General features: G+C 69.4%; 24 protein-coding genes. 13 read left to right on the forward strand and 11 right to left on the reverse strand.

What is annotated here, in order from left to right; genetic code table 11:
- Positions 1-256 precede the first annotated feature (256 nt).
- The gene (locus BJY22_RS27160; RefSeq protein ID WP_167211950.1) at positions 257-1,735 is read right to left on the reverse strand and encodes a glutamate-cysteine ligase family protein; all 1,479 of its coding nucleotides are present in this window, start codon (positions 1,733-1,735) and stop codon (positions 257-259) included.
- A 178-nt stretch (positions 1,736-1,913) separates the two neighbouring features.
- Between BJY22_RS27160 and BJY22_RS27165 the strand changes: the two genes are divergently transcribed.
- Positions 1,914-3,242: a DNA polymerase IV gene (locus tag BJY22_RS27165; RefSeq protein WP_167211953.1), complete on the forward strand. Its 1,329-nt coding sequence runs from the start codon at positions 1,914-1,916 to the stop codon at positions 3,240-3,242.
- Between the two features lie 18 nt (positions 3,243-3,260).
- Positions 3,261-4,199: a tetratricopeptide repeat protein gene (locus tag BJY22_RS27170; protein WP_167211956.1), complete on the forward strand. Its 939-nt coding sequence runs from the start codon at positions 3,261-3,263 to the stop codon at positions 4,197-4,199.
- On the opposite strand, the gene ddaH is transcribed toward BJY22_RS27170, so the two are convergent.
- Positions 4,168-4,929, reverse strand: coding sequence for a dimethylargininase (gene ddaH, locus BJY22_RS27175; protein ID WP_167211959.1), 762 nt, complete (start codon positions 4,927-4,929; stop codon positions 4,168-4,170). The two genes, BJY22_RS27170 and ddaH, sit on opposite strands and share 32 nt — an antisense overlap.
- Positions 4,930-4,980: 51 nt before the next feature.
- On the opposite strand from ddaH, the gene BJY22_RS27180 reads away from it, so the two are divergent.
- Both BJY22_RS27180 and BJY22_RS27185 read left to right on the forward strand, forming a co-directional pair.
- Positions 4,981-5,499: a hemerythrin domain-containing protein gene (locus BJY22_RS27180; protein WP_167211962.1), complete on the forward strand. Its 519-nt coding sequence runs from the start codon at positions 4,981-4,983 to the stop codon at positions 5,497-5,499.
- 10 nt (positions 5,500-5,509) lie between these two features.
- A complete protein-coding gene (locus tag BJY22_RS27185) occupies positions 5,510-5,956 on the forward strand; it encodes an SRPBCC domain-containing protein (protein WP_167211965.1) in 447 nt (148 codons plus the stop codon).
- Here the strand turns inward: BJY22_RS27185 and BJY22_RS27190 are convergent.
- From BJY22_RS27190 to BJY22_RS27210, 5 genes are read right to left on the reverse strand one after another with little or no spacing between them, the layout of a single operon-like run.
- Positions 5,945-6,676 carry an MBL fold metallo-hydrolase gene (locus tag BJY22_RS27190; protein WP_167211968.1) on the reverse strand — a complete coding sequence of 244 codons (732 nt, stop codon included), beginning with the start codon at positions 6,674-6,676 and terminating at the stop codon, positions 5,945-5,947. The two genes, BJY22_RS27185 and BJY22_RS27190, sit on opposite strands and share 12 nt — an antisense overlap.
- Positions 6,673-7,059: a YccF domain-containing protein gene (locus BJY22_RS27195; RefSeq protein ID WP_167211971.1), complete on the reverse strand. Its 387-nt coding sequence runs from the start codon at positions 7,057-7,059 to the stop codon at positions 6,673-6,675. The genes BJY22_RS27190 and BJY22_RS27195 overlap by 4 nt, the downstream gene beginning before the upstream one ends.
- Positions 7,056-8,282 (reverse strand): alpha/beta fold hydrolase, encoded by a 1,227-nt coding sequence (locus BJY22_RS41880; RefSeq protein ID WP_238350470.1) that lies wholly within the window; start codon positions 8,280-8,282, stop codon positions 7,056-7,058. The genes BJY22_RS27195 and BJY22_RS41880 overlap by 4 nt, the downstream gene beginning before the upstream one ends.
- Entirely contained in the window at positions 8,254-9,390 is a 1,137-nt protein-coding gene (locus BJY22_RS27205) for a saccharopine dehydrogenase family protein (protein ID WP_167218708.1), read from the reverse strand. Before BJY22_RS27205 ends, BJY22_RS41880 begins: the two co-directional genes overlap by 29 nt.
- Before the next feature lie 8 nt (positions 9,391-9,398).
- The gene (locus tag BJY22_RS27210; RefSeq protein WP_167211974.1) at positions 9,399-10,292 is read right to left on the reverse strand and encodes an SDR family oxidoreductase; all 894 of its coding nucleotides are present in this window, start codon (positions 10,290-10,292) and stop codon (positions 9,399-9,401) included.
- Positions 10,293-10,366: 74 nt separating this feature from the next.
- Between BJY22_RS27210 and BJY22_RS27215 the strand changes: the two genes are divergently transcribed.
- The 5 genes from BJY22_RS27215 to BJY22_RS27235 all read left to right on the forward strand — a co-directional run bounded on the left by BJY22_RS27215 (position 10,367) and on the right by BJY22_RS27235 (position 15,630).
- Positions 10,367-10,990 carry a TetR family transcriptional regulator gene (locus BJY22_RS27215; RefSeq protein WP_167211978.1) on the forward strand — a complete coding sequence of 208 codons (624 nt, stop codon included), beginning with the start codon at positions 10,367-10,369 and terminating at the stop codon, positions 10,988-10,990.
- A gap of 6 nt (positions 10,991-10,996) precedes the next feature.
- Positions 10,997-11,461: a hypothetical protein gene (locus BJY22_RS27220; protein WP_167211981.1), complete on the forward strand. Its 465-nt coding sequence runs from the start codon at positions 10,997-10,999 to the stop codon at positions 11,459-11,461.
- Positions 11,462-11,471: 10 nt separating this feature from the next.
- Positions 11,472-12,275, forward strand: coding sequence for an exodeoxyribonuclease III (locus BJY22_RS27225; protein WP_167211984.1), 804 nt, complete (start codon positions 11,472-11,474; stop codon positions 12,273-12,275).
- A gap of 23 nt (positions 12,276-12,298) precedes the next feature.
- Positions 12,299-14,413, forward strand: coding sequence for a S9 family peptidase (locus tag BJY22_RS27230; RefSeq protein WP_167211987.1), 2,115 nt, complete (start codon positions 12,299-12,301; stop codon positions 14,411-14,413).
- A gap of 257 nt (positions 14,414-14,670) precedes the next feature.
- Complete coding sequence (locus BJY22_RS27235) at positions 14,671-15,630, forward strand: sigma-70 family RNA polymerase sigma factor (protein WP_167211990.1); 960 nt, start codon at positions 14,671-14,673, stop codon at positions 15,628-15,630.
- Positions 15,631-15,715: 85 nt separating this feature from the next.
- Here the strand turns inward: BJY22_RS27235 and BJY22_RS27240 are convergent, their stop codons facing one another.
- From BJY22_RS27240 to BJY22_RS27250, 3 genes are all read right to left on the reverse strand, one after another.
- Positions 15,716-16,651 carry an endonuclease/exonuclease/phosphatase family protein gene (locus BJY22_RS27240; protein ID WP_167211993.1) on the reverse strand — a complete coding sequence of 312 codons (936 nt, stop codon included), beginning with the start codon at positions 16,649-16,651 and terminating at the stop codon, positions 15,716-15,718.
- Between the two features lie 142 nt (positions 16,652-16,793).
- Complete coding sequence (locus BJY22_RS27245) at positions 16,794-17,507, reverse strand: HAD family hydrolase (protein ID WP_167211996.1); 714 nt, start codon at positions 17,505-17,507, stop codon at positions 16,794-16,796.
- 47 nt (positions 17,508-17,554) lie between these two features.
- The gene (locus BJY22_RS27250) at positions 17,555-18,772 is read right to left on the reverse strand and encodes a CPBP family intramembrane glutamic endopeptidase (RefSeq protein WP_167211999.1); all 1,218 of its coding nucleotides are present in this window, start codon (positions 18,770-18,772) and stop codon (positions 17,555-17,557) included.
- Positions 18,773-18,833: 61 nt separating this feature from the next.
- On the opposite strand from BJY22_RS27250, the gene BJY22_RS27255 reads away from it, so the two are divergent.
- Genes BJY22_RS27255 through BJY22_RS27270 form a run of 4 tightly spaced genes read left to right on the forward strand, consistent with a single transcriptional unit; the run spans position 18,834 to position 22,978 of the window.
- A complete protein-coding gene (locus BJY22_RS27255) occupies positions 18,834-19,787 on the forward strand; it encodes a Dyp-type peroxidase (RefSeq protein WP_167212002.1) in 954 nt (317 codons plus the stop codon).
- Positions 19,788-19,817: 30 nt separating this feature from the next.
- The gene (locus BJY22_RS27260; protein ID WP_167212005.1) at positions 19,818-21,392 is read left to right on the forward strand and encodes an ATP-dependent DNA ligase; all 1,575 of its coding nucleotides are present in this window, start codon (positions 19,818-19,820) and stop codon (positions 21,390-21,392) included.
- Entirely contained in the window at positions 21,385-22,059 is a 675-nt protein-coding gene (locus BJY22_RS27265) for a class I SAM-dependent methyltransferase (RefSeq protein WP_167212007.1), read from the forward strand. Before BJY22_RS27260 ends, BJY22_RS27265 begins: the two co-directional genes overlap by 8 nt.
- Before the next feature lie 49 nt (positions 22,060-22,108).
- A complete protein-coding gene (locus tag BJY22_RS27270; RefSeq protein WP_238350471.1) occupies positions 22,109-22,978 on the forward strand; it encodes a helix-turn-helix domain-containing protein in 870 nt (289 codons plus the stop codon).
- On the opposite strand, the gene ctaD is transcribed toward BJY22_RS27270, so the two are convergent.
- The gene (gene ctaD / locus BJY22_RS27275) at positions 22,975-24,660 is read right to left on the reverse strand and encodes an aa3-type cytochrome oxidase subunit I (protein WP_167212011.1); all 1,686 of its coding nucleotides are present in this window, start codon (positions 24,658-24,660) and stop codon (positions 22,975-22,977) included. The two genes, BJY22_RS27270 and ctaD, sit on opposite strands and share 4 nt — an antisense overlap.
- Positions 24,661-24,667: the final 7 nt, after the last annotated feature.

The following is a 24,667-nucleotide window of genomic DNA, read 5'->3' on the forward strand; positions in this document are numbered from 1 at the left end:
GTGTCGCACCGGTGACGGAGGGCTGCCGGTGCCCGACTACTACCCGCGGCGGACCTGCCTAACCTTCCGGTGGCCACACCTTTGCAGGGCTGTCACCGAAAGCGCCACCCCTGTAGTCGGAGTCGTTATCGAACTCGTCCGGGAAGCCGCCGGGCGACGGCCCGGCCCGTTGCCCTGGGCAAGAGCGAACGGGTTCCGTCAGAGGGACCGGGGTTCCGCCCGGCCGTGTCTCACGTTGTCGGGTACGCGAACCGGTTCAGTCGATCGGCCATTCATGCACGGGCGTGTTGTCGTGCATGTGGTCGCGGTAGCGGCGTAGCATCCCGCGCAACGCGTCCCGGCGACCGTGCGAGCCCTTCGTATACAGGCGATGGAACTCGTCCGCCTGCCAGGACGCGCCGTTACGGTTCGTGAGGCACCGCTGCTCGACGATCCCGAGCAACCGGTCGCGGACGGCGACGTCGACACCCCAGGCGTCCAGACCGCGAACCGCCAACGGCAGCAGGCGTCTGAGCACCAACTCGGTCGCGCGCGCCGTACCGACACCGGGCCAGAACACCTCGGCGTCGATGCCGTGCCGGGCGGCGGCGTGGAAGTTCTCCTCGGCGGCGCTGAACGACATCTGCGACCAGATCGGCCGTTCGTCGTCGGCGAGCGCGCGCACCAGGCCGAAGTAGAAGGCGCCGTTGGCGATCGTGTCGACGACGGTCGGGCCGGCCGGCAGCACACGATTCTCCACCCGCAGGTGCGGCTTGTCCCGGACAACGTCGTACACCGGGCGGTTCCAGCGGTAGATCGTCCCGTTGTGCAGCCGCAATTCCGAAAGGGCCGGTGTGTCGCCGCGGTCCAGGACGGCGATCGGGTCCTCGTCGGAGGTGACCGGCAGCAGGGCCGGGTAGTAGCGCGAGTTCTCCTCGAAGAGGTCGAAGATCGAGGTGATCCATCGTTCGCCGAACCATACGCGCGGCCGGACGCCCTGGGTCTTCAGCTCGTGGGTGCGGGTGTCGGCGGCCTGCTCGAACAACGCGATCCGCGTCTCGCGGAGCAGCTCCTTCCCGAACAGGAACGGCGAGTTCGCCCCGACCGCCAGTTGGACGCCGGAGATCGCCTGGGCGGCGTTCCAGTACCGCGGGAACGCCTCCGGTGTCACCTGGAGATGGAACTGCGTCGACGTACAGGCGGCCTCCGGGAGGATGCTGTCCGCGGTGACCTGCAGGCGCTCGACGCCGTCGATGGCGATCTGCACGTCCTCGCCGCGAGCGGCGAAGATCTGGTCGTTGAGCAGTGCGTACCGCGGATTGGTGCTGAGCGCGTCGCGGCGGATGTGCTCGGTCAGCAGGGTGGGCAGGATCCCGATGGTCACCATCGACGAACCGGTCCGGGCCGCCTTGTCCTCGGCGGCGTTCAGGCTGTCGCGGATGTTCGACTCCATCGTGTCCAGGCCGAGTCCGTCGATCTGCCCGGGCGGCACGTTGATCTCGATGTTGAACTGGCCCAGCTCGGTCTGGAAGGCGTCGTCCTCGATCGCGCTCAGCACCTCGGCGTTCTTCATCGCCGGGTCGCAGCGCTCGTCGACCAGGTTCAGCTCGATCTCGATCCCGGTCATCGGCCGGTCGGGGGCGAACCGGTTCTCGCGCAGCATCCGCGCGAAGGCGTCCAGATTGCGGTGGACCTGCCCGCGGAACGCGGTCCGGTCCGCCCGGGTGAACTCGACCCGGTCGACTTCCTCACCCATCAGCGTCTCCCCTGCTGGCTCCTTCGCTCAGTGTGCCCGATGGTGCCCCTCGGCGCGCTGTTCAATCGCGTGGTGGATCCGGTTCGGCACCCGTTCCCCCGGATTGCCCCCGGCAACGAACTCCGGTGCCCGGGGAGGGCGGCCCGGAATTGTCGGTGCCGGGAGGGACACTGGTCAGGTGCGTGCGGATCCTTCGGTGCTGCATGTGGACCTGGACGCGTTCTTCGCGGCGGTCGAGCAGCGGGACAAGCCGTCGCTGCGGGCCAAGCCCGTGGTCGTCGGCGGCGTCGGCGTGCGCGGAGTCGTGTCCACCGCGTCGTACGAGGCGCGCAAGTACGGCGTCCGCTCGGCGATGTCGACGGCCGAGGCGCGGTCCCGTTGCCCGCACGCGGCGTACCTGAGTCCCCGCTTCGAGGTGTACCGGCAGAGCAGCCTGGCCGTGATGGCGGAGATGCGGGCGCTGTCGCCGCTGGTCGAGCCGCTGTCGCTGGACGAGGCCTTCGTCGACCTGTCCGCGAGCGGTCTGAGCGGCCTGACCGTCGAGGACGTGGAGGCGATCGCCAACGACCTCAAGGCGGCGATCCGGAAGGTGACCGGCGGGCTGACCGCATCGGTCGGTGCGGGTACGTCGAAGCTGATCGCCAAGATCGCCAGTGATCTCGACAAGCCGGACGGCGTGGTCGTCGTACCGGCCGGGACCGAGGCGGAGTTCCTCGCGCCGATGCAGGTGACCGTGATCCCGGGTGTCGGCCCGGCGACCGCGCAGCGGCTGAGCATGGCCGGCGTCCGGACCGTCGCGGACCTGCAGCAACTCGACGCGGACGAGCTGATCCGGCAGGTCGGCTCGGCGCACGGCACCAGCCTGCACCGGCTCGCGGTCGCGGCCGACGACCGGCCGGTGGTGAGCGACCGGGAGACGAAGTCGGTCAGCGTCGAGGACACCTTCGAGACCGACATCATCGACCGCGCGCTGCTGGCGGCGATCAGCGACCGGATGGCGCAGCGCGTCGCCGAGCGGCTGCGGAAGGCGCAACTGTCCGGCCGGACCGTCACCGTCAAGACGCGGATGCACGACTTCACCACGCACACCCGCTCGTCGACCCTCGCCGGGCCGACCGACGACGCCCGCGTGATCACGCGGGTCGCGCGCCGGCTGCTCGAGGAGAGTGAGATCGGCGGCGGCATCCGGTTGCTGGGTGTAGGCGTCTCGTCACTCGCCGACTGGATCCAGGACGATCTGTTCACCGAGGGCGAGCACGCCGAGGACCCGGTCGAGGTGATCGAGCTGCCGTCCCGTCCACGCGACCGGCTCGGCTTCCACCCCGGCCAGGACGTCGAGCACCCCGACCACGGTCGCGGCTGGGTCTGGGGCTCGGGCCGCGGCCGCGTCACGGTCCGCTTCGAGACCGCCGACACCCCACCGGGCCCGGTCCGCACGTTCAGCGTCGACGACCCCGCCCTCACGAAGGTGCAGCACACCGGCGCGGATCCGGACGAAGAACCCTAGAACCACCACAATGCTCGGATGGATGAGGAGCGGCGGGGGGTGTACCCGTTCTGCGGGCCGTGTACGGCGGGGTCGGAGGCGTGGCGTGCTGCCGAGGCGGCCGGGCCGATGGGTGCCCGGTTCTACGGGCACCGCGACGTCTGCGAGAACTGCGGGTCCTCGGTGCGGACGCTCTACAACACCGTGCTGTGGATCCCGGTGTCGAAGGTCGGGACGTTCCGGATCGTCCCGACGGGCGGGCGCTCGTACGTCGGCCGCCGGGTGGTCGATCCGCCGGTGCGGACCGTCGTACGGCGGGAGCCGGTGTCGGCGATCGTGGATCATCCGGAGCTCGACGGCTCCCCGGAGTACAAGCAGGCCGAGGTGTACTGGGACGAGAACGAGCCCGGGCAGGCGTTGCCGTTCTACCAGGCGGCGCTGGTCGAGCGGGAGAAGGTGCTGGCGGCCGACGACCCGGCGACGTTGCGGGTCCGGCTGCGGGTGGCCCAGGGGCTGCTCGCGACCGCGAACTACGGCCGGGCGATCGCGTGGTTCGAGCTGGTGACGCCGCAGCTGGTCGACGTGTTCGGGCCGCATCACGAGCTGACGCGGGCGGCGACCGAGGCGACCACCGGTGCGCGGCTGATGGTCGGCGGTCCACGCTCGGAGGCGCGGTTGCTCGCGGACATCGTTGCCGCGGACACCGAGAGCCTTCCGTCCGGGGATCCGCAGGTGCTGCGTGACCGGGCCGCTCTCGGGAAGGCGCAGCTCGCGTGCGGCGACATCTCGGACGCGGTCGAAACGCTGAGCGCAGTGGTACGCGACGCGCCCTCAGCTCATCCGGACACCGAGGTCTATCGCGCCGCGCTGATCGAGGCGTGCACGGTGGCCGAGGCCCGCGGCAAGAAGCGCGACGGCCGACTCGTCGACACGGCGCGGCAGGTACTCAGTCGCGCAGACGCACCGACAAACAGGTGACACAACCCTCGAGTTTCTCGAACTCGCCGATGTCGACCACAACCGGCGTATAACCGAGCCCCTCGAACAACACCGCCGACCTCGGCGCCGACGCGGCCATCAGCAGCCGATCCTCGTTCAGCAGTACGACGTGCGCACCGGCCTCCTCGGGCACGGCCCGGAAGCGGTCGAACGCGCCGGCATCGTCGACCAGCGGCTCGTACCCGATCACCGTCCCGTCGGGCAGCGCGGTCACCGCCGACTTCAGATGCAGCACCTTCCGCACCGGTACGGCGCGGACCTCGGCCCCGAGCGGCGCGAACGCCGCACGCAGTTGCTCGATCCCGGCGGCGTTCGTCCGGCCGCCCTCGCCGACGTAGACGACCGGGCCGATCTTCAGGACGTCGCCGCCGTCCAGCGTCCCCGGCTCGGCGATCCGGACGACGCGAAAGCCCTGCGCTGCCACGGTTTCCGCCGCCGCCGCGGCCTCCGCCCGGCGCTCCGTCGCCCCGGCGCGCGCGATCACCGCCACGTCGCCGTACACGACCATCGTGTCCTCGACGAACACGCTGTCCGGACACTCGTCGATCGGCGGCACCTCGACCGTGGACCATCCCGTGCCGTGCAGCGCGTCGACGTACCGCTGCCATTGGGTGCGGGCCAGTCCGACGTCCACCGGTGTGCGCTCGATGTGCGTGACAAGTCCTTCGGCGAGGCGTGGACTCGGTCGGCGGATCAGCGCTGTCGGCATGACGTCAGCGTATCCGGGTACTGGCAGGTCCCCGAGAGAGGAGAACACGCGATGCCGAAGATCCTGCCGGCCGACGGCGGCGACGTGGTCGAGGTCATCCTGGCCGACCACCGGTGGTTCGAGGAGGCGCTGCGCGAACTGCGCGACGTCAGCAGCGACCGGGCCGCCGTACTCGCCGACCTGGCCACGGTGCTGATCGCGCACGCCGAGGCGGAGGAGTCGAAGGTCTATCCGACGCTGCGCCGCAAGGACGCCATCGACGCCGAAGAGGTCGAGCACTCCGAGCACGAGCACGCCGAGGGCAACGAAGCGCTGCTCGCGCTGATGGAGGTCGAGGACACCGGCAGCGAGGAGTTCGGTGAGAAGCTGCACGAGCTGTCCGAGGCCCTCACCCATCACCTCGACGAGGAGGAGCGCGACGTGCTCAACCCGGCCCGCACGGACATCTCCGAGACGGTACGCCGGGAGCTCGGCGACACGTTCGCGCAGGAGCGCGCCCGGCTGATCGACTCCGGCTGCGGCGACATCGCGAACGTTCGGAAGGTCGTGGCGGCCGAGCAGCAGAAGTAGGCTGCCGGTCGTGGACGAACTCACCGCCGAGGTCGAGGTGCCGGTGCCGGCCGCGGTCGCCTTCGAGCTGTTCACCGACGAGTTCGGTCGCTGGTGGCCGCCCGAGTTCTCCTGGTCGGGCGCCGACCTGCTGACCGACATGGGCATCCTCGACGGCGTCCTGTACGAGCTCGGTCCGCATGGCCTGCAGTGGGACTGGGGACGGGTGCTCGCCTGGGAGCCCGGGCGCCGGTTCGTGTTCAGCTGGCAGATCGGGCCGGACCGGGTGCCGGTCCCCCGAGCCGAGGACGCGAGCGAGGTCGAGGTGACGTTCGACGGGTCGAGCGTCCGCGTCGTCCATCGCGGCTGGGAGCGGCATGGCGACGCCGGCGACGACTACCGGGAGAACTTCGAGCAGGTCTGGCCGTATGCGCTCGGCCGGTTCGCCGAGCACGTCGGGAGAAGCTCAGAGCGCTAGGGTCAGCCCCTCCTCGGCGGCGATCACCTCGCCGTCGAACTCCCGCTCCGCCTCCGCCACCGAGATCGATCGGTCGGATCCTGGCCAGAAGTGCGTCAGCAACAACCGCCTCGCACCCCGCGCTCCCCGAGCCGCCTCGCCGGCCGTCATGACGTACCGAGCCTCGGACTGCGGCGGGGCACCCTGAAGCGTGGCGTCCGAGATGAACAGGTCGGTGCCGTCGGCCAACCGGTGCAGTTCAGGTGACGGCCCGCTGTCGCCCGTGTAGGCCACCGAGACTCCAGGCGCGCTCAGCCGCACGCCGAGATTCGTCTTGTAATGCGGCAGTTCCACCGTCAGCACCTCGAACGGTCCGATCCGCGTGGTCGACGCCAGGTCCTGTACGGCGAACACGTCCGCCGGATCCGGATGCGGCTCGAGCGCCCGCAGTACGTCGAGAACGCCCGGAGCGCAGTGCAGTGCTACCGGGGGCGCATCCGGCGCCTCGTAGTACCGCACTCTGGCGAGCGCGCTGACGTCGACGCAGTGGTCCGGGTGCTGGTGTGTCACCACGACCGCGTCGACCTCACCGCGCGGGCAGTGCTCGAGGAGGCGCGGCAGAGCGGCGTACCCGAGATCGAGCACGACCCTGAACCCGTCGTACTCGAGCAGGAACCCGGCGCACGCCCGACCCGCCTCGGGCCAGGCACCGCACGAGCCGAGGACGGTCAGCGACCTCACGCGAACGGCTGGTCGGTCGGGACGATGTCCTTGCCGAGCGGGACCAGTGAGATCGGGATCAGCTTGAAGTTCGCGACGCCCAGCGGGATGCCGACAACCGTGAGGCAGAGCGCGATCCCGGTGACCAGGTGGCCGAGCGCCAGCCACCAGCCCGCGAAGACGATCCAGATCAGGTTGCCGAGCAGCGCGCCGGCGCCCGCGCTGCGCTTGTCGACCATGGTCCGGCCGAACGGCCACAGCGTGTACCCGGCGATCCGGAACGACGCGATCCCGAACGGGATGGTGACGATCAGCAGGCAGCAGATGATCCCGGCGACCGCGTACCCGACCGCGAGCCAGAACCCCGCCAGCACCAGCCAGATCAGGTTGAGAAGCGTCTTCATGCCTCCCAGCGTGCCACCTGACGGGTGTGATCCCGCACCAGTTCGGCGACAAGTCCGGGATCGTTCCGGGGCATCCAGTGGGTCCCCCTGACCACCTTCACCGTGAGATTCCGGGCCCAGCGGGCGACGTCGGTCTGCAGGGCGGTCGTGACGAACGGGTCGGCGTCCGGCGATACCGCGAGCACGGGGACGTCGGTACTGCGCTCTGCGGGCCGGAGCAGGCGCGGGATCATGTTCGCGCGGTACAGCTTCATGCCGTTCACGTAGTCGGCGATCGTCCGGTTGTCGTCGGGCTGCTGCTTCTCGAGGCGGTTGAACGCGCGGTGCGCCCACCCGTTACGCCAGCCTCGCTCCGGTAGCCAGGGCAGGTGGAAGTAGAAGATGTACCACGAGTGCAGGAGTTGCCGGATCGTCGCGCCATTGAACCTGCGGATGAAATACCCGGCATGATCGAGCGACGGCCCCGAGATGGAGACGAAAGAGGCAAGCTGCCCCTGGATGCTCGGGTCGGTCACAAAATGCCACGCCTGAATCGACCCCCAGTCATGGGCAAGCACATGCACAGCTCGCTCAGGCGAGTCCCCCAACACCCCCGCCGCCCGACCACTCGCGGGCTCCCCACCCACTTGCAAGTCCTCCCCCGCCACAGCCGACGACTGCCCACCCACCTGCTCAACAACCGCCTGCAAATCCTGTCCCGACACACCCGCCGTCTGCCCTGCCGCGTCGTCCCCACCCGCAGGCAAGTCCTCTCTCGACACAACTGGCGACTGCCCTGCCGTGTCCTCGGCACCCGCCTGCACCTCCAGCCCTGCCGCCGCCGGCGGCTGTCTGGTCGTTGGCGCCGCACCCGCTTGTAAGTCCTGCCGTGGCACGGGCGGCCACCGCCCGGTCGCGTGGTCGGCCACCACCGGGACGTCCTGTCTCGGCACGGGTGGCGTCCGCCGGGTCACATGGGCGAGTACTGCGTGGAAGTCCTCCTGCAAACGGTCCAGGGTGTACGCCGACGTGCTGCTTGGGTGGTCGGATTCGCCGGCTCCTCGTACGTCGTACGTGATCACCCGGAAGTCCTTGGTGAGCAGCTCGGCGACTGGGGCCCAGAGGGAGGCGTTGTCCGGGTAGCCGTGGACGCAGATCAGGAGCGGTGCTGTCGGGTTGCCGTAGTCGTAGACGGCCAGGCGGGTGCCGTCGGCGCTAGCAACTGTCGACTTCGAGGGTGGCAAAGGTCATCCCCGCTTTCACCAGCCGCCGGCGCAGAGCAGGACCCATGGCCGCGGCCGTCGTGGTCTGGCCGGCGGTCTCCGGCAGGTCGTCGAGCGCCAGGCACAGCGCGCTCTCACCGAGCATCTTCGCGGTCTCGTCGTACCCGGGGTCGCGGCCGGCGACCTCGGTGATCACCTGCTTCCCGCCACCACGGCCGACGAACCGGACGTTGAACCAGGATCGCGCGCGGCGTTCCGGGCTCGGCCCGTCGCCGGGTTGCAGCCGGTTGAGCAACGCGTTCCGGACCGGCGGGATCTGCGCGCCCAGAACGAGCAGGCCGACACCACCGATGCCTGCGGCAACGGTCGGGAGACGCTTCAGCGCGGCGTAGTGCGAGTAGCGGAAGTCCGGGCCGTACCGATCGAGCAGGCGTGCCGAGTACCCCACGATCTGCGGATCGATGGTCGGCAGCGGAACAGCCCAGAACCCCTGCTGACGGTGAATCCTGCCCGGAACCGCACGCGCACTCCGCCCCGCGGGCCGCGTCTCGGCAGCACGCCGGGCACGATGCGCGTCCAGGTTCTGCTTCGGCCGCGAGAACGCGGTGATCGCGGTGTGGAAGGTCCCGCCCGACGGCCGCCCGCCGGCGCGGAGCAGACCGTCGACCTGGATCGGCACGTTCTCCGGGAGCTGCTCGACGGTGTACTGCACGCCGAGGTCGTACGGGATCGAGTCGAATCCGCACGCGTGAATGATGCGGGCACCGGTCTGCACGGCGCGGTTGTGGTACCGCACGTACATGCGGTCGAGGAACTCCTGCTCGCCGGTGAGGTCGAGGTACCCGGTCCCGGCCTCGGCGCAGGCCGCGACCAGCGGTTCGCCGTACTGGACATAGGGGCCGACCGTGGTCGCGACGACCTTCGCGGACTCGGCGAGTTCGCGCAGCGACCTCGGGTCCGTGACGTCGGCGTACAGGACGTCCCGTCCGAACCGTTCGAGCTTCGACTTGTTGCGTCCGGCAACTGCCCAGCGCAGCTCGCCGGGCGCGTTCTTCGCCAGGTACTCCGCGGTGAGCGCGCCGGTGAAACCCGACGCCCCCAGCAGTACGACGTCGTACTCCCGGTCCATCGCCGGACTCACCTCCGGGCAGCCTTCGCGGCGTCGGCCTGTCCCCCGGCGCCGGTCGGGCGGGAGGACGCCTCGGCGCCGCGCGCCTGGATGTCGGCGAGCGCGGCCGCGTCCGCCTTCGGGATGCTGAACCGCGACCCCGCCTCGATGACGTGCGGGAGCACCCAGCGAACGACCTTCAGCGCACCGATCCACCCCGGCACGTGAACGGTGCGCGACCGCTTCCGGATGCCCTCGACGAACTTCGTGACGGCGAACTCCAGCGGGTACGTCTTGCCCACCAGCGGAATCCCCGTCCGTACCTTGCCGAAGACCGGGTGCGTGTCGACGCCACGAACCATGTCGGTGTCGACGAACGTCATGTGTGCGACGCCGACCCGGACGCCGAGGTGCTTCAGCTCCGGCCGCAGCGTGTCGCCCATCGCCTCCACACCGGCCTTGGCCACGTTGTACGACGCCAGCCCCGGGATGTGCACGATCGCGGCCAGCGACGACACCAGCAGCAGGTAGCCCTTGCTCTGCAGCAGGTAAGGCAGCGTCAGGTGCACCGTCCGCCAGACACCGAGGAGGTTGACGTCGAGGACGCGCTCCCAGGCCTTCGGGTCCATGCTCCGGGTGAAGCCCGGCGCCGCGATCCCGGCGTTCGCCATCACGACGTCGATCCGCCCGTACCGCTCCGCGACCCCCTCGACCGCGGCCTGCAGCGAGTCGACGTCGGTGACGTCGGCCTCCCACCAGCCGGCGTCCGGGCCGCAGTCCTCGGCGACCTTCTTCAGCTCGTCGGGCTCCAGGCCGACCAGCGCGAGCTTCGCGCCGTCCTGCGCCAGCTTCCGGGCGACCGCGGCGCCGATCCCGCGGGAGGCACCGGTGACGAGCACGACTTGACCGGTCAACGGACGCATCTGGGACCTCCAGCTTGTTGAGTGGGTACTCAACAGTAAGTGCTTGTTGACCATTTACTCAATAGACTGTTCCCGTGAGCCAGACCTCTTCCGGTGCCCGCCTGCGCCCCGACGAGCGGCGCGCGCAGATCCTCGCGGCCGCGCGCCGGGTGCTGCTCGCGGACCCGCACCGCGAGCTCACGGTCGAGCTCGTCGCCGCCGAGGCCGGCGTCTCCCCCGCGCTGCTGTTCCACTACTTCGGCTCGAAGAAGAAGTTCCAGTACGCCGTCATCGAGGAAGCGGCCGCCGAGGTCATGCTGCGCACTGCCCCGGACCCGTCGCTGCCCCCGGCGGAGCGACTACGCTCCGGGATCCGCGCGTTCGTCCGCGCCGTCCTCGAAGCACCGCAGCTGTACCGCGCGACGCTTGCGATGTCCGCCGCCGGCGATCCCGAGATCCGGGAGCTGCACTCGGACCTGCGCCGGGTCTTCAGCCAGTGGGTGATCAGCGCGGTCGCCGAGCGTGGCATCGAGGTCACCCCCGTCGTCGAGCTCGCCTGCCACGGCTGGCAGGGTTACGTCGAACAGACCCTGCTGGTGTGGATCGACGACCCGACCGTGTCGCCGGAGGCTCTCGAGCATCTGTGCGAGCAGTCGCTGGACGCCATCCTCGCGACAACGAGTCTCGCGACAACCAGCCTCACGACGACCTCCGAGTGAGTGTGAATGAACAAGTTCTTCCTGACGGTCCACATCCTCGCGGCCATCCTGTGCGTCGGTCCGGTCACCGTGGCGGCCAGCATGTTCCCGCCGATCGCGCGCCGGATGCTGTCCGCGGAAACACCTGAGGCCGGCGGTCTCGAGGTGCTGCACCGGATCACTCGCGTGTACGCGTGGGCAAGCCTCGCCGTACCGGTCTTCGGCTTCGCCGTCGCGGGTGGCATGAAGGTGATGGACGAGGCGTGGCTGATCGTCTCCATCGTGCTGACGCTGGCCGCCGCGCTGGTGCTCGCGTTCCTGATCGTGCCGGCGCAATCCGCCGTACTCGCGGTTGCCGGCGGTACTGCGGAGGCGCGCAGCGGGGTGCTGTCGAAGGCGAAGCTGCTGTCGATGACGAGCGGGATCTTCGGTCTGCTCTGGCTGGTCGTCCTGGTGCTGATGGTGGTCAAGCCCGGGCACACCAGAGGATAAGGTTTCGCTCGTGCTGACGGTTGCCACGGTGAATGTGAACGGGATCAGGGCCGCCTTCCGGCGAGGCATGACGCCGTGGCTGGAGGACACCGACCCGGACTTGTTGCTGATGCAGGAGGTTCGCGCGTCGGACGACGTACTGCGGGAGCTGCTCGGCGGCGACTGGCACATCGCGCACGCCGAGCCGGCCATCGACGGTCACAAGGGTCGTGCCGGTGTCGCGGTGGCGAGCCGGCAGCCGATCAAGGACGAGCGCGGCGAGATCGGTCCGGAGCGGTTCGCCGGGGCCGGGCGGTGGGTCGAGGCGGATGTCGTCCTGGCCGACGGTTCGCTGTTGACCGCGATCAGCACGTACGTCTTCACCGGGGAGTTCGAGACGCCGCCGCGGCAGGAGGAGAAGTACGCGTTCCTCGACGCGATCACGCAGCGGCTGACCGAACTGCGCGCCGACGGGCGGCACGTGCTGATGTGCGGCGACCTGAACATCGCGCACCGCGAGGCCGACCTGAAGGCCTGGAAGGCGAACCGCAAGAAGAGCGGCTTCCTGCCCGAGGAACGCGCCTGGCTGGACCGCCTCTTCGCAGCAGGCTGGGTCGACCTCGGCCGCCGCTTCGGCGGTGAGGGCCCCGGTCCGTACTCCTGGTGGTCCTGGCGCGGCAAGGCCTTCGACAACGACGCCGGCTGGCGCATCGACTACCAGATCGCGTCCCCCGAACTGGCCGCCCACGCGACGAACTGCGTGGTCCACCGAGCCCCGACGTACGCCGAACGCTGGAGCGACCACGCCCCCGTCGTCGCGACGTACAGGATCTGATCACCGGCGGGTAGTCTCGCCGCATGGCTGAGACTTCTTCTGGGACTCCTGCTGGGACTCCTTCTGCTGTGCCGCCGGTCGCCGCCCGGAAACCGGTCGAGCGGACCCACCACGGCGACACGTTCGTGGACGACTACGAGTGGTTGCGGGACAAGACGAACGACGAGGTGCTGGAGTACCTGCGCGCCGAGAACACCTACACCGAGGCCCGCACGGCACATCTGGAATCGTTGCGTGAGGCAATCTTCAAGGAGATCTCGGACCGTACGCTGCAGACCGACCTGAGCGTGCCCGCGCGGCGCGGCGGGTACTGGTACTACTCGCGCACGATCGAGGGCAAGCAGTACGCCCTGCACTGCCGGGTCAAGGTGGACGGCGACGAGCCGCCCGCGACCGACGGCGAGATCGCCGGCGAGGAGGTCATGCTCGACGGCAACGAGGTGGCCGGCGACTCCGAGTTCTTCTCGCTCGGCACCGTCGATGTCTCCCCCGACGGCCGCCTGCTCGCGTACTCCGTCGACCTCAAGGGCGACGAGCGGTTCACGCTGCGGATCAAGAACCTGGACACCGGCGAGCTGCTGCCCGACGAGCTGCCCGAGGTGCACTACGGCTCGGCCTGGTCCGCCGACGGCTCGACGATCTTCTACACGAAGGTCGACGACGCCTGGCGCCCGTACCAGGTCTGGCGACACACCCTCGGCGCCCCTGCTGACGCCGGCGACGTCCTGGTGATGGAGGAGGCCGACGAGCGGTTCTGGGTCGGCGTCGACCTGACCCGCAACGAGCAGGCGATCATGATCGCGCTCGGCAGCAAGCTCACCAGCGAGGTCTGGCTGCTCGACGCCCAGGACCCGACCGCGGAGCCGGTCGTGGTCGCGCCGCGCCGCGAGGGCGTCGAGTACGACGTCGAGCACGCCGGCGACCAGCTGCTCATCACCCACAACGCCGACGCCGCCAACTTCTCGCTGGCCTCCGCACCGCTCGACTCCCCCGGCGACTGGACGACCCTGCTCGAGGGCGACGAGACCAGCCGGCTGCTCGGCGCGGACGCGTTCGCCGACCACGTCATCCTGTACCGGCGGCGCAACGCCCTCACCGAGCTCGCGATCATGCGACGCACCGGCGACGGGTTCGGCGATCCCGAGGTACTGGAGTTCGACGAGCCGATCTACACCGTCTCCCCCGGCCGCAACGACGAGTGGCACGACACCCGGTACCGCTTCGGCTACACGTCGCTGGTCACGCCCGGTTCGACGTACGACGTGGACGTGGCGACCGGCGAGCGGCGACTGCTGAAGCAACAGCCCGTCCTCGGCGGGGTCGACACGAGCGACTACACGCAGTACCGCGAGTGGGCGACCGCGCCGGACGGGACGCAGGTACCGATCTCGATGGTCGCGCGCAAGGATGTCGCGAAGGACGGGAACGCGCCGGTCGTGCTGTACGGGTACGGGTCGTACGAGCACTCGGTCGACCCGTGGTTCTCGATCCCGCGGCTGTCGCTGCTCGACCGCGGCGTGGTGTTCGCGATCGCGCACATCCGCGGCGGCGGCGAGCTCGGCCGGCGCTGGTACGACAACGGGAAGACGCTCACCAAGCGGAACACCTTCACCGACTTCGTCGCGGCCGCCGAGCACCTGGTCAAGGCCGGCTGGACCAAGCCCGAGCGGATCGTCGCGCAGGGCGGCAGCGCCGGCGGCCTGCTGATGGGCGCGGTCGCGAACCTGGCCCCGCAGGCCTTCGGCGGAATCGTCGCGGAGGTGCCGTTCGTGGACGCGCTGACCACGATTCTCGACCCGTCGCTGCCGCTCACCGTGATCGAGTGGGAGGAATGGGGCAATCCGCTCGAGGACCCCGAGGTCTACGCCTATATGAAGTCCTACTCGCCGTACGAGAACGTCACCGCGCAGCACTATCCCCGGATCCTGGCGATCACCAGCCTGAACGACACCCGGGTGTTCTACGTCGAGCCGGCGAAGTGGGTGGCGAAACTCCGGGCGACCGCGACCGGAGATTCCGACGTACTGCTGAAGACCGAGATGGAGGCCGGGCACGGCGGCCGCAGCGGGCGGTACGACGCCTGGCGCGAGATCGCGTTCTCACTCGCCTGGGAGCTGGACACCCTCGGCCTCAGCTGAAAGAGGGGAATATCTGGCCCCGGAGGTGTGTTGTCCAACACATTCGGGGCACCGGAACGCTGGATTTCTGTACGGATTCTCAGGATGTGTCCCGGAGTGTTGCGCCCAATGGGTCGGCAGCGCCCCGGGACACCGGTTTCCACGGCGAATTCGCTGCCGGGAACTCTCAGGGAACCTTCAGGGTGTTTACACACTGGTACCGGAATCTTGAACCCTACTCGAGCGTTGCTCTCCATGTAACGACGAAGGGAGTTTCGGTGGCTCGCACGGCTCGTGTCCGCATGACGGACGACGGTATCGACGGCAAGGACAGCGTTGGTCTCTACCTCGAAGAGATCGCGCGCACGCCTCTGCTGACGGCTGAAGAAGAGGTCGAGCTCGCTGAGACGGTCGAGGCAGGACTCCTTGCGGAGCAACTGCTGGCCGAGGGGCGGGTTGGACGGAAGAAGGGCGGAGCGCCCAAATATGCCACGGAGGAGGAGCTGGAGTGGCTGGCCGAAGAGGGCCGGCGCGCACAGCAGCGGTTCGTGACCGCGAACCTCAGGCTCGTGGTGTCGATCGCTCGCCGCTACGGGCGGTCCCAGATGCCGCTGCTGGACCTGGTCCAGGAGGGCAACACGGGACTGATCCGCGCGGTGGAGAAGTTCGACTACCGGAAGGGTTTCAAGTTCTCGACGTACGCGACCTGGTGGGTGCGGCAGGCCATCACCCGCGGTATCGCGCAGCAGGCCCGTGTGGTCCGGCTGCCGGTGCACGTGGTGGAGCAGCTGAACCAGATCGGGTCCGCACGGCGCACGCTGGAGCGCAAGCTCGGGCGGGAGCCGGAGATCGACGAGATCGCAGCAGAGCTGAACCTGGACGAGGAGCGGGTCACCGAACTGATCCGCATCGGCCGGGACCACATCAGCCTGAACAGCCCGGTCGACGAAGAGGGTGAGACCTCGCTGGGCGACCTGATCGCGGCCGAGACCGCGCCGGGTCCGGACCAGCTGGTCGCCGACGCGTCCGACCGCTCGGGCCTGTTCAGTCTGGTCGACCAGCTCGACCCGCGGTCCGCGGACGTGATCCGCCGCCGGTACGGTCTGCACGACGGCCGTCAGGCCAAGCTGGCCGACATCGGTGCGGTGCACGGCATCTCCGCGGAGCGTGTCCGCCAGATCGAGCGCGAGGCGCTGGGCCGCCTCCGCCTGCTGGCAGACCCGACGCTGGCCGCGTAACGCAGTACCCGAACCGAAACCCCTCCGGACCCCCGGGCCACCAGCTGGCCCGGGGGTCCTTCGGTGTCAGGTGCCGGGCGCCGGGTCAGACCAGGTGGATCCAGGACTCCACCGGCAGGTGGTCACTGGGGAACTGGCCGTCCTTGCTGAACGTGTTGATGCTCGCCTTCGAGACCCGCAGGCCCGGGGTGGTGAGGATCCAGTCGATCCGGTCCCCGTTCGGCGTCAGCGGCTTGTAGCCGTGGAACGTCGCGTACAGGGCGCTACGACGCTCGGCCGTCACCCAGGTGTCCTGGAACTTGCCGCTCGTGACCAGCTTGTCGTAGACGGTCACGCCCGGCTTCGCCGCCTCGTTGAAGTCGGCCGTCATGATCACCGGGAGCGCCGGGTCGAACGCCGCCATCCGCTGCAGGATCAGGTCCGCCGACTTGGAGCGCGTCGTCGCGTCGAACGCCTCGAGGTGGGTGTTGACGGCGTAGAACTCCTTCGACGTGGCCATGTCCTTGAAACGGACCCACGTCACCATCCGCGGGCAGCATCCAGCCCACGTCTTGGAGCCGATGACGTCCGGGGTGTCGGACAGCCAGTAGTGGTCGTACTCGAGCGGCTGCAGCCGGCGCTGGTCGAAGAAGATCATCATGAACTCCCCCTTGCTGCCGCCCTCCCGTCCCAGACCGATCGAGTCGTACGCCGGACCGAGGTCGGACGCGATGTCCTGCAGCTGGGAGTACAGGCCCTCCTGCGTGCCGATCAGCTGCGGACGGGACTCGCGCAGCTGCTCACGCATCACCGGGCGCCGGTCGGCCCAGGCGTTCGGCGGGGTGTTGCCGGCGTAGCGCAGGTTGTACGACATCACGTGCAGCGGGACGTCCGTGGCGGCGGCCGCGGACGCACCCGACCCGGTCGGCGCGGTGGACCCGGTGGACCCGGTCGAGGACGCCTGCGAGACCCCGCTGGCGAGTGTCAGACCGGCAGCGACCGCCGCGACGAGCGCGGCGAGCCGACGGCGTTTGGTGAACATGTCAGAAACCTCCAAGGGCGGTTTGCAAGGAGGTAGGACGTTAACCAGGTCCGGTGACGAGTCGCTAGCCGTAGCGCGTCGCGCGCATGACGCGACGGTGCTGCACCCGCTGCGGATGCAGCACCCTCAGCGGCGCGGCAGCCTAGGCGGCTGCCTCGTTCCAGGTGTCGATCAGGGCGGGAAGCTCGGACAGGCGCTGGACGGTCGCATCCGGCGTACCCTCCGTGTGGCCGATCTGCTCCCGGGGGATCGCACTGTGCGGCAGGTGGGCGGCCCGCATCCCGACGTTCTGCGCGCCCCACACGTCGTCGAACAGCCGGTCCCCGACGAACAGGCACCGCGACGGCTCGGACACTCCGACCGCGCGCATCGCCGCCAGGAACGCCTCCGGATGCGGCTTGGTGTGCGGGATCTCGCTGGTGTAGACGGCGCCGTCGAGGAGATCGAGGACGCCGTCGCGCGCGAAGATCTCCTCGTGCCGCCGTCGCGGCCAGATCGTGTTCGACAGCACGCCGATCTTGAGCCCGCGTGCCCGCAGCGCGTGCAAGGTGTCGACGGCGTCCGGCTCCAGCTCGGTGTGCGGGTCCCACTGCCGCTCGTACTCCGCCAGGGCGGCCGGCGTCATCGCGATCTCGGCCAGCAGGCACACCTCCTCCAGCGTGCTGCTGCGATGCTCGTCGCGCGAGCGCCGCCAGACCGAGCCCTCGGCCTCGACGAGCCGGGCCGCCAGGACGTCGGCGTTGGGCTCGTCGAGCACGGCACTCACCGCCCGCCAGGTCTCGTGCAGGGAGATGTCGTGCCAGGTGGCCAGCGTGCCACCCCAGTCGAACAACACGGCTTCGATCTTCGCGTTCATCACGTGGCAAAGCCTGCCAGAGCCGGCCGACAGTTCTCGCCTCGTTTTCAGCTCAGGCGGTTGACCTCGCGGCGCCGCGCGAGCCAGGTGATCGCGCAGGCGAAGAACACCAGGCACGGGAGGTCCGCCGCGAGCAACGTCCAGGGCGCACCGCCCTGCTCGTCCCAGCCGCTGAGCCCACCAGTTGCTGCTGGCAACAAGAAGGCGAACAGGTTGTTCATCACGTGCAGCGCGATCGCAGCCTCCAGTCCCCCGGTCCGCACGGTCAGCCAGCCGACCGTCACCGCGAACAGGAACACGTCGGCCATCGCCCAGCCGGTGTACCCGTGGGCTGCGACGAAGGCCACACCGCCGACGACGATCCCCGGCCACGGCGAGCGGAAGACTCTCCGCAGCAGCCCCGCGCGACCGTCCCGGCTGTCGGGACCGTACGCACCGATCGCCTGGATGAGCCAGCCGCGGAACACGAACTCCTCGGCCGCCGACTGGAACGGCACCAGGAACAGGATGACCAGCGCCGGGACCAGGAACGCGCTCCAGCCGATCCAGGAGCCGTCGGTGTTGCCGATCGACTCCTCGGGTGGGAACACCGCGTCGACCAGGAGACTCATCAGGATCGACAGGCCGATGTAGCCGGCCGCGGGCAGGCAGCACCACAGCAGCCATCGCCAGCGGACCTTGTTGAGCACCGAGGCGACACTCCAGAACGGGCGGCGCTGGATCACCCAGGCGACGAGCCCGACCAGCGGGGTCAGGACGCCGAGCAGGACGAGGGTGAGGGCGAGGTTCTCGACGTCGCTCGGGAACAGGTCCGTACCGCTGGGCTCGGGGAACGAGCCGGCCAGGAGTTCGTGCGCGATCGTCCACGCGACCACGATGAACAGCATCACCGCGACCGCGAGCCCCGCCAGGGCAGCGGTGGCGGCGATCGGACGCCACCAGGTGTGCTTCGGGGTGCGGGCGAGCCGGTGGAACGGCGTACCGCTGGCAGCCGGGACAATGCGCGGCTCCCGGTAGCCGTACTGCGACGGATACGGTCCGGGCCCGCCCCACTGCTGCGGATGTGGACCCTGCGCACCCCATTGCTGCGGGTACGGCCCGGGCTGCTGATACGGACCAGGCTGTTGATACGGGCCCGGCTGTTGCGGGGGCGGGTACGGACCCTGGGGCGGGTACGTGCCGGGGTGGGGCGGCGGCGGTGGGTACTGCCCCGGCTGGGAGGATGGGCCCGGCCGCGGAGCCGGCCCGGGTTCTTGCGGGTCCATGACTGGACTCTAGAAGATCGGGCCAACTGGACGAGGGGAGAAGACGGTGGTCAGTGATCCGATGCCGGAAACGAAGCGGGTGACGGAGGCGCTGCCGCAGGCCGTCCTGATGCCGCTGAGCGGATCAGCCATCTTCCTCGTGGTACAGATCGAGCCCGGCGGCGAGAACCGCGCCCGCGACCTGCTGGAGCGTCTGAGCGGTCTCGTCCGCTCCGTCGGCTTCCGGGTGCCGGCCGGCAATCTGTCCTGTGTCACCAGCATCGGCTCGGACGTCTGGGATCGACTGTTCAGCGGCCCGCGTCCGGCGGAGCTGCACCCGTTCGTCGAGCTCAAGGGCGCCGCCCACCACGCGCCCTCCACGCCCGGCGACCTGCTGTTCCACATCCGGGCCGCGCACCAGGACCAGTGCTTCGAACTCGCCAGCCAGATCATGAACGTCCTGGGCGGCGCCGCCACGGTCGTCGACGAGGTGCACGGCTTCAAGTACTTCGAGATGCGCGACCTGCTCGGCTTCGTCGACGGCACCGAGAACCCGACCGGCACCGAGGCGCGCGCCGCGGTCCTGGTCGGCGACGAGGACCCCGACTTCCGCGGCGGCAGCTACGTGATCGTGCAGAAGTACCTGCACGACCTGAAGGCCTGGAACTCGCTGACCGTCGAGCAGCAGGAGCTCGCCGTCGGCCGGACCAAGCTCGACGACATCGAGCTCGACGACGCCAAGAAGCCGGGCAATGCGCACATCGTGCTGAACGTGATCGAGGACGACGACGGCAACGAGCTGCAGATCCTGCGGGACAACATGCCGTTCGGTACGGTCGGCACGCAGGAGTTCGGCACCTACTTCATCGGGTACGCGAAGACGCCGGCCGTGACCGAGCTGATGCTGCGCCGGATGTTCATCGGAGTACCCGAAGGCAACCACGACCGGCTGCTCGACTTCTCGACCGCTGTCACCGGCGGCCTGTTCTTCACCCCGACCGCCGACTTCCTCGACGACCTACCGCCGGCACCCTGAGTTGTCGGTGGCTTGCGCGAGACTGAGGTCATGTTGCTCACCGAGGTGGTCGAGACCTCGGCCGCGCTGGCCGGGACCCGGTCGCGGCTGAAGAAGGCCGAGTTCATCGCCGGGCTGTTGTCCAAGGCCTCCGACCCGGCCGAGATCGAGATCGTGGTCACCTACCTGTCCGGCGAGCTGCGACAGCGGCGTACCGGGGTCGGCTGGCGCACGTTGATGGACGCGCCCGATCCGGCCGGCGAGCCGTCGTTGACCGTCGAGGAGGTCGACGGAGCGTTCGCGGCGCTGGCCGAGATGTCGGGCGCCGGTGTGCAGGCCCGGCGGCGGGCCGCGGTGGACGACCTGTTCGGGCGGGCGACGGCCGACGAGCAGCGGTTCCTGCGGCTGCTCGTCGGCGGTGAGCTGCGGCAGGGCGCGCTCGACGGCGTGATGGCGGACGCGGTCGCGCGGGCGACGGGCATCGCGCTGAGCAAGATCCGCGCGGCGGCGATGCTGCGCGGGGCGACCGCGCCGGTCGCGGTCGCCGTACTGACCGAGGGCGAGGCCGGGCTGGCGCAGTTCGGTCTCGAGGTCGGGCGCGGCCTCCAGCCGATGCTCGCGCAGTCCGCGACCACTGTGGCGGAGGCGTTGGAGAAGACGGGTACGCCGGCTGCGCTCGAGTGGAAGCTGGACGGGATCCGGATCCAGGCGCACCGCGACGGCGACAAGGTCGTCGTCTACACGCGGACGCTGGACGACATCACGGCGCGGGTGCCAGAGGTCGTCACCGCCGTACTGGCGCTCGACGCGCAGCAGGTCGTGCTGGACGGTGAGCTGATCGCGCTGCGGTCCGATGGGCGCCCAGAGCCGTTCCAGGTGACAGGATCGCGGACCGCCACGCGTGCTGCGACAGGGCCGGAGTCGGTGCCGCTCACGCCGTACTTCTTCGACATCCTGCATCAGGACGGCCAGGATCTTCTCGGGCTCGATGGCGCGGCGCGACACGAGTGGCTGTCGAAGCTGCTGCCCGAGCAGCGCCGGATCCCGCGGCTCGTCACCGACGACGCCGAAGCCGGGCAGGCGTTCTTCGCAGACGCCGTACGCCGTGGGCACGAGGGCGTGGTGGTGAAGTCGCTGACCGTGCCGTACGAGGCCGGCCGGCGCGGGTCCGGGTGGGTGAAGGTCAAGCAGACCCACACGCTCGACCTGCTCGTCCTCGCCGCGGAGTGGGGCCACGGCCGGCGCACGGGCTGGCTTTCGAACCTGCATCTGGCGGCGCGGGACGAGGACACCGGCGAGTTCGTGATGCTGGGGAAGACGTTCAAGGGCCTGACCGACGAGTTGCTGCGCTGGCAGACCGAGCGGTTCCAGGAGCTCGCCGTACGACGCGACGACTGGGCGGTGTACATCCGGCCGGAGGTGGTCGTGGAGGTCGCGTTCGACGGTGTCCAGACGTCGCCGCGGTATCCGGCCGGGATGGCGCTGCGGTTCGCCCGCGTGCTGCGGTATCGCGAGGACAAGACGGCGGCCGACGTTGATACCGTGCAGGCCGTGCGGGCGATCCATCTCGGTCCGGACGGCAGCGATGGGCACGAGGCGCATGATGGGGAGGAGAACGATGGCTGAGGATCCCGATGTCGTGTCCCGGCGGATCGCGCGCGAGTCGCTCGACCGCGACGACCCGACCGGCTGGTTCGAGAACCTGTACGCCGCCGCGGCCGAGGGATCCGCGGTCGTGCCGTGGGACCGCGGGACAGCGCACCAGTTGCTGACCGAGTGGGTCGACGAGTCGCAGCCCGACGGCGCCGGCAAAACCGCGCTGGTCGTCGGAGCGGGCACCGGCTGGGACGCCGAGCTGATCGTCGACCGCGGGTTCGAAACGACCGCATTCGACATCTCCCCCACGGCAGTCGAGACCGCGCAGCGCAACCACCCGGACTCCGACGTGCACTACGTCGTCGCCGACCTCCTCGACCCGCCCGCCGAGTGGCACCGCGCGTTCGATCTCGTGGTGGAGATCTACACGGTGCAGGCGCTGCCGATCTCTCTCCAGCCCGCCGCGATCAAGCAGGTCACCGAGCTCGTCGCCTCCGGCGGCACCCTCCTGGTCATCGCCGCCGCCCGTCCCGACGACCGGCCCGACGCCGACCTCCAGGGCCCACCCTGGCCACTCACCCGCGCCACCATCCAGTCCTTCACCACCCCCGAGCTGCACCTCATCCAGCTGGACCGATCCCCCAGCCCAGCCGACCCAGCAATCCACCGCTGGCGCGCCGAGTACCTCCGCGACTGAACCAGAACTCGCCTCGAACATTTGTTCGAAACTGATGTAGACTCGCCGTATGGCGGGGCGAGGTGTCGTGGGGCCGACTGCGCTGCGGATGATGCTTGGGGGTCATCTGCGGGAGTTGCGTGAGCGCGCCGGCGTCACCCGCACCGACGCGGGCTGGGCCATTCGTTCCTCGGAGTCGAAGATCAGCCGGCTCGAGCTCGGGCGGGTCGGGTTCAAGGAGCGCGACGTCGCCGACCTGCTGACGTTGTACGGCGTGCACGACGCCCCCGAGCGCGACCGGCTGCTGGCCCTCGCCCGCGAGGCGAACGACCCGGGCTGGTGGCATCGGTACGGCGACGTGACGCCCGAGTGGTTCGACGCGTACCTCGGGCTCGAAGCGACGGCCGAGCTGATCCGGACGTACGAGATCCAGTTCGTCCCCGGCCTGCTGCAGACCGCCGACTACGCGCGGGCCGTCGCCCGCCTCGGTCCGAGCGGCACGCGCACCGACAGCGAGATCGAGCGGCTCGTCGCGCTCCGCACGCGGCGCCAGCGGGCGCTCGACCGCGAGCCGCCGCTCAAACTCTGGGCGGTGATCGAGGAGGCCGTCCTGCGCCGGCCGATCGGCGGCACCGACGTCCTGCGCGACCAGCTCGGCGCGCTCCTCGAGGCCACCGCCCGGCCGAACGTGACCGTCCAGATCATCCCGCTCGAGAGCTCCGGCCATGCGGCCACCGGCGGCGCGTTCAGCCTGCTGCGCTTCCCGCAGCGCGACCTGCCCGACATCGTGTACCTCGAGCACCTGACCAGCGCGCTGTACCTCGACAAGCGCGACGACGTCGAGACCTATACCCAGGCGCTGGAGCTCCTCGCCTCCACGAGTCCCCCGCCCCAGCAGACCGAGCAGCAGCTCACCCGTCTACTCGAGCGCCTCCACTAGAGCTTCTCGCGTTCGTCCGCGGTGAGCGCGAGGTCCGGGTGGTGCAGGTCGAATGCCGGCGACTCCGAGCGGATCCGCGGCAGCTTCTCGAAGTTGTGCCGCGGCGGCGGGGAGCTGGTCGCCCACTCCAGCGAGCGGCCCCAGCCCCACGGATCGTCGACCTCGACGCGCGGGCTGCGCTGCGACTTGTACACGTTGTAGAGGAACGGCAGCGTCGAGATCCCGAGGATGAACGCGCCGATCGTCGACACCTGGTGCAGCGTCGTGAAGCCTTCGTTCGGCAGGTAATCGGCGTACCGCCGCGGCATGCCCTCGACGCCGAGCCAGTGCTGCACCAGGAACGTGGTGTGGAAGCCGATGAACAGCAGCCAGAAATGCAGCTTGCCGAGCCGCTCGTCCAGCATCCGCCCTGTCAGCTTCGGCCACCAGAAATAGAACCCGGCGAACATCGCGAACACCACGGTCCCGAAGACGACGTAGTGGAAGTGAGCGACCACGAAGTACGTGTCGTTCAACTGATAGTCGAGCGCCGGCGACGCGAGGATGATCCCGGTCAGCCCGCCCAGCAGGAACGTCACCAGGAAGCCGATCGACCACAGCATCGGCGTGTCCAGCGAGATCGAGCCGCCCCACATTGTCCCGATCCAGTTGAAGAACTTCACCCCGGTCGGCACGGCGATCAGGAACGTCATGAACGAGAAGAACGGCAGGTTCACCCCGCCCGTGACGAACATGTGGTGCGCCCAGACCGCGATCGACAGGGCCCCGATCGCGAGCGTTGCGGCGACCAGACCGTAGTACCCGAAGATCGGTTTGCGGCTGAACACCGGCAGGATCTCGGTGATGATGCCGAAGAACGGCAGCGCGATGATGTACACCTCGGGATGGCCGAAGAACCAGAACAGGTGCTGCCACAGCAGCGCTCCGCCGTTCGCCGCGTCGAACACGTGCGACCCGAGGGTCCGGTCCGCCTCCAGCACCAGCAGCGCCGCCGCCAGGATCGGGAACGCGATCAGGACGAGGATCGAGGTCACCAGCACGTTCCAGCAGAAGATCGGCATCCGGAACATCGTCATCCCCGGCGCACGCATCGTGATGATCGTCGTGACGAAGTTGACGCCACCGAGGATCGTTCCGAGCCCGGCCATCCACAGGCCCATGATCCACAGATCGCCGCCGACGCCAGGCGAGCGGACCTCGTTCGACAGCGGGGTGTACGCCGTCCAGCCGAAGTCGGCCGCACCGCCGGGAGTGAGGAACGCCGACAGTGTCATGAGACCGCCGAACAGGAACAGCCAGTAGCTGAACATGTTCAGTCGCGGGAACGCGACATCCGGCGACCCGATCTGCACCGGCATGATCACGTTGGCGAAGCCGACGAACAGCGGGGTCGCGAACAGCAGCAGCATGATCGTGCCGTGCATCGTGAAGAGCTGGTTGTAGACCTCCTCGTTCACGATCTGCAGCCCGGGCTCGCCCAGCTCGGCACGGACGATCAGGGCCATCACGCCCGCGATCAGGAAGAACGCGAAGGACGTCACGAGGTACAACTGGCCGATCACCTTGTGATCGGTCGACGACAGCAGCCGTCCGAGCACCAGGCCCAGTGGCCGCCGGCCTACCTCGGCCGCGGTCGGTCCGGTGCGCTCGGTGATTCCGGCATGCTCACTGACGCCGGCCATAGGTCCT

The organism is Kribbella shirazensis, from assembly GCF_011761605.1.
GTDB lineage: Bacteria > Actinomycetota > Actinomycetes > Propionibacteriales > Kribbellaceae > Kribbella > Kribbella shirazensis.

Bases quoted from the DNA above. Each gene is read 5' to 3' on its own strand.
- ctaD (WP_167212011.1), bottom strand. From the start codon at position 24,660: ATGGCCGGCGTCAGTGAGCATGCCGGAATCACCGAGCGCACCGGACCG.
- BJY22_RS27220 (WP_167211981.1), top strand. From the start codon at position 10,997: ATGAACAAGTTCTTCCTGACGGTCCACATCCTCGCGGCCATCCTGTGC.
- BJY22_RS27255 (WP_167212002.1), top strand. From the start codon at position 18,834: ATGCCGGAAACGAAGCGGGTGACGGAGGCGCTGCCGCAGGCCGTCCTG.
- BJY22_RS27250 (WP_167211999.1), bottom strand. From the start codon at position 18,772: ATGGACCCGCAAGAACCCGGGCCGGCTCCGCGGCCGGGCCCATCCTCC.
- BJY22_RS27195 (WP_167211971.1), bottom strand. From the start codon at position 7,059: ATGAAGACGCTTCTCAACCTGATCTGGCTGGTGCTGGCGGGGTTCTGG.
- ddaH (WP_167211959.1), bottom strand. From the start codon at position 4,929: ATGCCGACAGCGCTGATCCGCCGACCGAGTCCACGCCTCGCCGAAGGA.
- BJY22_RS27160 (WP_167211950.1), bottom strand. From the start codon at position 1,735: ATGGGTGAGGAAGTCGACCGGGTCGAGTTCACCCGGGCGGACCGGACC.
- BJY22_RS27170 (WP_167211956.1), top strand. From the start codon at position 3,261: ATGGATGAGGAGCGGCGGGGGGTGTACCCGTTCTGCGGGCCGTGTACG.
- BJY22_RS27205 (WP_167218708.1), bottom strand. From the start codon at position 9,390: ATGGACCGGGAGTACGACGTCGTACTGCTGGGGGCGTCGGGTTTCACC.
- BJY22_RS27180 (WP_167211962.1), top strand. From the start codon at position 4,981: ATGCCGAAGATCCTGCCGGCCGACGGCGGCGACGTGGTCGAGGTCATC.
- BJY22_RS27210 (WP_167211974.1), bottom strand. From the start codon at position 10,292: ATGCGTCCGTTGACCGGTCAAGTCGTGCTCGTCACCGGTGCCTCCCGC.
- BJY22_RS27270 (WP_238350471.1), top strand. From the start codon at position 22,109: ATGGCGGGGCGAGGTGTCGTGGGGCCGACTGCGCTGCGGATGATGCTT.
- BJY22_RS27230 (WP_167211987.1), top strand. From the start codon at position 12,299: ATGGCTGAGACTTCTTCTGGGACTCCTGCTGGGACTCCTTCTGCTGTG.
- BJY22_RS27260 (WP_167212005.1), top strand. From the start codon at position 19,818: ATGTTGCTCACCGAGGTGGTCGAGACCTCGGCCGCGCTGGCCGGGACC.
- BJY22_RS27240 (WP_167211993.1), bottom strand. From the start codon at position 16,651: ATGTTCACCAAACGCCGTCGGCTCGCCGCGCTCGTCGCGGCGGTCGCT.
- BJY22_RS27265 (WP_167212007.1), top strand. From the start codon at position 21,385: ATGGCTGAGGATCCCGATGTCGTGTCCCGGCGGATCGCGCGCGAGTCG.
- BJY22_RS27245 (WP_167211996.1), bottom strand. From the start codon at position 17,507: ATGAACGCGAAGATCGAAGCCGTGTTGTTCGACTGGGGTGGCACGCTG.